Source organism: Paenibacillus sp. PAMC 26794, assembly GCF_000316035.1.
Taxonomy (GTDB): Bacteria; Bacillota; Bacilli; order Paenibacillales; family Paenibacillaceae; genus Paenibacillus.
The window spans coordinates 192626-200097 of the sequence record NZ_ANHX01000017.1; the positions used below are offsets into that span (position 1 = coordinate 192626).

Annotated in this window: 7 protein-coding genes; 6 read left to right on the plus strand and 1 reads right to left on the minus strand. The window is 47.9% G+C overall.

Going from position 1 to position 7472, the window contains the following annotated elements; genetic code table 11:
• Nucleotides 1–100: 100 nt before the first annotated feature.
• Genes D829_RS0110525 through mnhG form a run of 6 tightly spaced genes read left to right on the plus strand, consistent with a single transcriptional unit; the run spans nucleotide 101 to nucleotide 6009 of the window.
• Complete coding sequence (locus tag D829_RS0110525) at nucleotides 101–3055, plus strand: Na+/H+ antiporter subunit A (RefSeq protein WP_017688851.1); 2955 nt, start codon at nucleotides 101–103, stop codon at nucleotides 3053–3055.
• 1 nt (nucleotide 3056) lies between these two features.
• Nucleotides 3057–3395, plus strand: a complete 339-nt coding sequence (locus D829_RS0110530; protein ID WP_017688852.1) for a Na(+)/H(+) antiporter subunit C — start codon at nucleotides 3057–3059, stop codon at nucleotides 3393–3395.
• On the plus strand, nucleotides 3388–4866 hold the full coding sequence (locus tag D829_RS0110535) for a Na+/H+ antiporter subunit D (RefSeq protein WP_017688853.1): 1479 nt from the start codon (nucleotides 3388–3390) through the stop codon (nucleotides 4864–4866). Before D829_RS0110530 ends, D829_RS0110535 begins: the two co-directional genes overlap by 8 nt.
• Nucleotides 4867–4872: 6 nt before the next feature.
• Nucleotides 4873–5349, plus strand: a complete 477-nt coding sequence (locus D829_RS0110540) for a Na+/H+ antiporter subunit E (RefSeq protein WP_017688854.1) — start codon at nucleotides 4873–4875, stop codon at nucleotides 5347–5349.
• A complete protein-coding gene (locus D829_RS0110545) occupies nucleotides 5349–5633 on the plus strand; it encodes a Na(+)/H(+) antiporter subunit F1 (RefSeq protein ID WP_017688855.1) in 285 nt (94 codons plus the stop codon). Before D829_RS0110540 ends, D829_RS0110545 begins: the two co-directional genes overlap by 1 nt.
• Entirely contained in the window at nucleotides 5617–6009 is a 393-nt protein-coding gene (gene mnhG / locus D829_RS0110550; protein WP_017688856.1) for a monovalent cation/H(+) antiporter subunit G, read from the plus strand. The genes D829_RS0110545 and mnhG overlap by 17 nt, the downstream gene beginning before the upstream one ends.
• 134 nt (nucleotides 6010–6143) lie before the next feature.
• Here mnhG and D829_RS0110555 read toward each other — a convergent pair whose 3' ends face one another.
• The gene (locus tag D829_RS0110555) at nucleotides 6144–7259 is read right to left on the minus strand and encodes a GDSL-type esterase/lipase family protein (protein WP_051153931.1); all 1116 of its coding nucleotides are present in this window, start codon (nucleotides 7257–7259) and stop codon (nucleotides 6144–6146) included.
• Nucleotides 7260–7472: the final 213 nt, after the last annotated feature.

Below are 7472 nucleotides of genomic sequence, written 5' to 3' on the forward strand. Positions count from 1 at the left end.
TTGGGTTATGAATATAGAGAGCAAGCATATCCTTCAAAGGATCATGCGCCTGTATGTCACAGAGAGAGTAATCGAAATACTAAACATTGGGGGTGTAATGTTGAGCCTGCTTCATGTTGCTGTTATTCTGCCTTTTGCCGCTGGCATTCTTCTTGCCATGCTGCATCGTTTCTTCCGTAAATTACATTTGGGATGGCCGGTTCTCCTTGTCCCGGCACTATTATTTGTAACCTTTGCGAGTCTCATACCCGCTGTGTCACAGCGCAATACCGTATCCGGAAATATCCCGTGGATTCCTTCACTGGACATTGGATTTAACCTGTATCTGGACGGTCTGAGCCTCATGTTGACACTGCTAATCACCGGAATCGGTGTCCTCGTTGTTCTCTACTCCATCTTCTACATGGATATGAAAGAAGCGCTGAACCGTTTCTACCTGTATCTGTTGATGTTCATGGGAGCCATGTTGGGCGTAGTGCTGTCTGATAATATGATCGTGCTCTACGGATTCTGGGAATTGACCAGTATTACGTCATTCCTGTTGATTGCATTTCATTACAAACGTAAAGCCTCGACTTCAGGAGCACAAAAATCATTCCTGATTACGGTATTTGGCGGTTTCGCCATGCTTACCGGATTCATGATGATGTATCTCATTACCGGAACATTCAGTATTCGTGCAACCATTACAGGATTGGGTCAGTTTCAGGAAAGCGCACTATTTCTACCCGCACTTATCTTGATCCTGATTGGAGCTTTCACCAAGTCAGCTCAGTTCCCATTTCATATCTGGCTGCCGGATGCCATGGAAGCTCCAACACCTGTTAGTGCCTATCTTCACTCAGCCACCATGGTCAAGGCCGGACTGTACGTAGTGGCCCGGTTTACACCGATCTTCGGCGGACAGGGACTCTGGTTCTGGCTCGTTACCGGCGTTGGTCTTCTGACTCTGTGTTACGGATCATTCCTGGCGGTGAAAAAAAACGATCTCAAAGCGATTCTTGCCTATTCGACCATCTCTCAACTTGGTCTGATCATGTCCCTCTTAGGGGTTGGATCTGCTGCTCTCTACTTCGGATATGGCGAATCCTCTGCGATGTACACCGTGGCAATAACCGCTGCGCTGCTTCACCTGTTTAATCATGCGACCTTCAAGGCCGCTCTGTTCATGGTCGTAGGGATTGTCGATCATGAAACGGGTACACGTGACATTCGAAAGCTCGGTGGACTTGCTTCATTCATGCCAATCACATTCACCGTAGCACTGATCGGCTCACTTGCCATGGCGGGTATTCCGCCCTTCAACGGATTCCTGAGCAAGGAGTTATTCTTCCAGGCGATGGTGGAAGTCACGCATCTGCGAATCTTTGGACTTGGGTCCTGGAGTGTTCTATTGCCGGTATTTGCTTGGCTTGCAAGTGTGTTTACCCTGATCTATGCGCTTATTATCGTGTTCAAAACATTCCTCGGTCGTAGCCAAAGCGAGATCCCTGCCGAGAAGCTGCACGAAGCGCCCGCTGGTATGCTCATTCCGCCTGTTGTTCTAGGTGTTCTTGTCATCGTATTCGGACTCTTCCCGAATCTGCTGGCCGGATCACTGATTGAACCGGCAATGGCCGCTGTGCTTCCATCCCTCTTGAATGGAAATGAGCGCTTCGATGTACATTTCTCCCTGTGGCATGGATGGACTCCGGAACTGATGATGACGATCGGAGTTGTGATTCTCGGAATCACTCTCTACAAGCTGTTGCCACGATGGAGGAATATTTATGAGCATTATCCACAAGGATTAACGATTAACAATATGTACCATGTCGTACTGGATAATCTTCAGCATTATGCACGCAAATGGACGGAAGCCTATATGAATGGCTCGGTTCGTAATTATCTGGTTTACATTTTCTCATTCACGGTTGCCTTGTTGGTCTATGCTTTCTTCCGTTCAGGAGAAAATATTAGCTGGAATCTGCAGGGCAATGCACCTTTCTCATTTTATGAGGTCGTTCTGTTAGTCACGCTCATCGGTGCTGCGGTTTCGATTCCTTTTGCCAAGAACAGACTGTCGGCAGTCATAATGACTGGAGCGGTTGGTTACATCGTAACCCTGCTGTTTGTACTCTTCCGCGCGCCGGATCTGGCGTTAACACAGATGATAGTCGAGACGGTATCTGTAGCCCTGTTTCTGCTCTGTTTCTACCATCTGCCTGAGCTTCAACGTGGCAAATCAAGCCGCAGTTATCTCACGGTAAATATGATCGTAGCGATTGCAGTCGGCGTTGTGATGACCTTTGTTGCGCTAGCTGCAAGCGGAACAGCCTCACTGGACAGCATTTCTACCTTCTTCATTCAGGAAGCGTATGACTCGGCTGGTGGTAAAAATGTCGTGAACGTGTTATTGGTAGATTTCCGTGGCTTCGATACGTTATTGGAGATTATGGTGCTTGGCGTAGCTTCATTATCCATCTACTCCATGATTAACCTGAACCTAGAAGCAAAAGATCTCGGAGCCCGCTTGAAGTTCCGTAAGAAGGACGAAAGTCAGGAGTCCGAACCTGCTCTGGATGATGAAACGGACAATACGAAAAAGTACGGTAACCGGGAACGCAGCTCATCTTCATGGGATACTGTACCCTTGCAAAGTAATGATGTATTGCTGCAAACGACTACCAAGGTCGTTGTGTTCATCATACTGACGTTTGCCATGCACCTCTTCTTTGCAGGTCACCACAATCCGGGCGGAGGTTTCATCGGCGGCTTAGTCACAGCGGCAGCGCTCGTATTGATCGCTCTGGCATTCAGTACTGATACGATACGCAAAGCCTTACCCGTTGACTTCCGTATTCTAACAGGAATCGGATTGGGTATAGCCTTACTGACGGGCGCAGGTTCATTTATTTTCGGAGTTCCGTTCCTCAGTCAAACCTTCGGCTATTTCGAACTTCCTTTGCTGGGAGAGACAGAACTCGCCACGGCCATGCTGTTTGATCTTGGCGTGTATCTCGCTGTCCTGGGTGTCACCATGACCATCATTCTACAGATCGGGGAGGATCGCTGATATGGAAATATTGATGTGTATAGCCGTTGGCATTCTGTTTGCGGTTGCCGTCTTTTTAATCTTGTCGCGGAGCCTGCTCCGTATCGTACTTGGCATGTCCATACTAACTCATGGCGTGCATCTGCTCTTGATCACCATGTCACGACTTAAAACCGGGGCACCACCACTGCTTGGGGAGATGGCTGAACGCTATGTCGATCCTCTTCCTCAGGCTTTGATACTGACTTCAATTGTTATTAATTTCGGACTCACTGCGTTCTTCTTTGTTCTCTCCTATCGTTCTTATCTGAAGCTGAAAACAGATGATATGGAAGAAGTAAGGGGGCGCCCATATGAATAATCTCGTCGTTCTGCCGATTCTGTTGCCTTTGATTACAGGTGTTCTGGCTCTGCTGTTTTTCCGGAAAACGAATATCCAGCGGATCATTAGTGTCATCGGACTTTTGTTTACTGCAGCAGTTTCAACGATACTCATTACTCGTGTGACTCAAACTGGAATTCTAACGCTTAATATGGGCGGTTGGGCACCTCCCTATGGTATTGTGCTTGTTGCTGACATGGTGTCTGCGTTGCTTGTTGTTGCTGCTTCCATCATTGCACTGGCATGTCTGCTGTATGCGTTCTGCAGTGTGAACAAGGAGCGGGAAGAGCACCACTTCTATCCGTTCTTTCATTTTTTGATCGCGGGCGTTAACAGTTCATTCCTAACCGGAGATTTGTTCAATTTGTTTGTCAGCTTTGAACTGATGCTCATCTCTTCCTATGCACTGATCGTATTGGGAGGTACGGAAAGACAGCTTCGGGAAACGATCAAATATGTCTTGATTAACATCGTTTCTTCAGCACTGTTTGTCGCTTCCATCGGCTTCCTCTACTCCATTACTGGCACACTGAACATGGCGGACTTGTCCGTAAAAATTGCTGAAGTGGGACAGAGCGGGGTCATTACCCTGATTGCTGTTCTCTTTCTGATCGTATTTAGCATCAAGGCCGGACTGTTCCTGTTCTTCTGGCTGTCGGGCTCTTATGCGGCACCACCTGCTGTCGTCACTGCATTGTTCGCAGGATTGCTTACCAAGGTTGGCTTGTACGCGATTGTGCGAACATTCACACTGATCTTCTATCATGATCCGGATTTCTTCCATGCACTAATCGGATGGATGGCTGGTGCAACGATGGTCCTGGGTGTCATCGGTGCGATCTCATATCGCGATGTAAACAAGATTCTCATCTACAACGTGATTGCAGGTGTAGGTTTTGTCGCTTTCGGTATGGCTTCGGCCAGTCGCCCTGCGCTGGAAGGCCTGCTCTTCTACATGCTGCATGATATGTTGATCAAAACACTGCTCTTCCTGCTCGGCGGTGCCTTGATCGCTGTTGCCGGAACATCCAAACTCGACAACATGGGCGGGCTGATCCATCGTTATCCGCTGCTCGGCTGGATGTTCTTCATTAGCGCACTTGCCTTGGCAGGTTTGCCGCCATTTAGTGGATTTCCAGGGAAGTTGCTTCTCTTTGAAGGAGGCTTGCAGGCAGGCTTGTATGGTCTTACCGGCATTGCGGTGCTTTCGAGCTTGTTGATGTTATATTCGGTACTACGCATCTTCATACAAGCGTTCTGGGGCGAACCACCTGCCGGGGTTACAAGACGCCCTTACGCGGTGAACGGCCTTCTGATTCCTGCCGGAATTCTGTTTGTATTCATCATCGTAATGGGTGTGGGGGCTGAAGGCATGTTCCAATTGACCTCCCGCGCAGGCGATATTCTACTGCATCCCAATATTTATATTGATGCCGTATTGAAGGAGTAGATGTCTATGGCCTTTCAGATTGTACTGAATCTTATCATAGCTTTTGTATGGATGTTTCTGAACAACGCCTGGAATAGTGTTGGTTTTCTCATAGGTTACCTGCTCGGACTGCTTCTCATCGGGGGGATGCGCCGATTCTTCCCCCAGCGCTTCTATATTGTGCGAGTCTGGGCCATCTTCAAACTGATTAATCTGCTGTTCAAGGAATTGGTGCGAGCGAGCATTGAGGTTATACGCCAGATTATCAAGCCCAAGCTAGATATAAGGCCCGGTATTTTTACGTATAAAACTCAATTGTCCTCGGATTGGGAGGTTACTCTGCTCTGCTTACTGATCTCATTGACACCAGGTTCCCTGCCGCTTGAAATCTCGGGCAATCAACGCAAACTGTTTATCCACGCACTGGATATCAAGGATGAACAAAAACTAAGAGATGATATCCAAAACACATTCGAAAAAGCAATTATGGAGGTGACGCGTTAATGTTATCCTCACTGTTGTTCATCTCATTGCTCATTCTCTCCTTAGCCATTCTGGGTTGCTTGTACAGGGTGCTTCGGGGACCATCCATGGCTGACCGGATCACGGCACTGGATACCATTGGTATCAATGTGATTGCCATCGTTGCCGTTCTGTCGATGATGCTGCAAACCCAAGCCTATCTGGATATTATCTTGCTGATTGGTATTTTGGCCTTTCTAAGTACAGTGGCATTTGCACGTTATATTGAACGGGGGGCGGTATTCAAAAATGATGGAGATCGTTAAAGTAGCCGCTGAAACCGCTATAGGTCTACTCGTACTGCTCGGTGCACTACTCAGTGCACTCAGTGCATTCGGACTTATTCGTCTGCCTGATGTATATCTGCGTGCCCATGCCGCAACCAAAAGTATGACGCTTGGTGTGTTCTGCGTATTAAGCGCTACATTTTTCTACTTCTGGTACTTCGATAACTATATCAGTGCCCGCTTGTTGTTAGGTATCCTGTTTGTATTCATCACGGCTCCGGTCGCTGGACATCTGAATGGTCGGGCCGCCTATCGCACAGATGTACCACTGTGGGAGCAGAGCGTGCAAGATGAACTGGAACCCTTGTTAAAAGGGAAAAAAGTGAACCATGAAGCCAAGGATATGATGGAGTAATCCCCAGCCTAGGCATAACGAATACCCCCGAGGATCAGCCGCCCGTTTCGCGGGTTGTTCCCGGGGGTGTTTTTTTATTTTTCATACACGGATCATATTAACCACTGATTATGCAGACTGATTAAGTAGTAAAGTCAGAATCCATTCAGTCCCTGTCTTCTCAGATCCGCAGCCACAATACGTGCAAGCTCCGCAGCCCCTTGACGATTCGGATGCAGACTATCCCCTGTCATATACAGAGCAAGTGTTGCCGCAGGACCAATAGACGTGAAATAGGCAGAACTCAGCTTGTTCAGTTCAACAAGGGTAACCCCCTCTTCCTGAGCGAGTGCACGGGTGGATTGATTGTACCAGCGGTTCTCCGCTTGATGTACGTTGGATGAATTAAAGTCCGTTGCCCGGCCCTGTGGCGTGGAGAGGATGACCGTCGCTCCTTTGTTCTTTGCCAGACGCACCATATCCCGCATAATCTCTTTGAACTGCGCCTCCGTTGTATTATTCTTGGCATTGGTATCGTTAATTCCAAATTGCAAAATAAAATAATCTCCCGGCTTGATATACTTCAGAATCGCTTCCATCTGACCATCATCGCGGAAGCCTCTCGCAAATTGACCACTTGACGCCATATTTCGGACCTGGAAGGTGGAATTGTTCACATAGGACGGAAACAGCTGTCCCCAACCTCCTTGTACACTGCTACCCAGCGGATAGTAATTACAAACTGTTGAGTCACCACCAATGTAGATCGTGCGGTTGGTAACGGTCTGATTGGATAACTTCCGGATTTCGAGTGCACTAAGTGTGAAGGCGGTACCTGTCTTTCCTTCTGTAACCAGCAGGTTTAATTGCCCGTCAGTCACCGGAATTTGAAACTGGTCCGTTGCCCCGTTGCCCGTCATATTAATGATCTGGTAGACACCTTCTGCAGCCACGCTGGCTCTGGCAGTATTGCCCAGGACCACTTTAACTTCATATAGGCCATTGGACAGATTCACATTGAAGGTATTGGTGCTCTTGGTGCCGTAAGTCAGAAACTGCACAGCGTCACTCTTAACCCCGCTTCCTGAGGCAGACACATTCCTCATCTGTGCAGGTGTGTTGAAGCCATAACCTTTCGTAGGCGTATAGGCATCTCCTGCGGACACGCCTGTGTAACCGCTCTCAACAGCACCCGAACCAAAATCAAATCTGTAATTGTCCGTTGCCGCTTCGGCGACTTGCCCTCCACTGCTTCCCAGACCGATGCCCATTGTACTCGCAAACAGAACAAAACAAAGCAGTAGCTTTACCGATATTGACCATTTCATCACTGAATTCTCCTCTCGAATCAGAATTATATTAGTTGAACTAAAAATTATTTACACAGACACTACGAAGACAGAATAACCTTCCAATCGCTGTTATCCCCAGATTTTTCGATTCCCTTTTCTTCAGGGAAAATCCGGTGATAAAGGACGAACGCT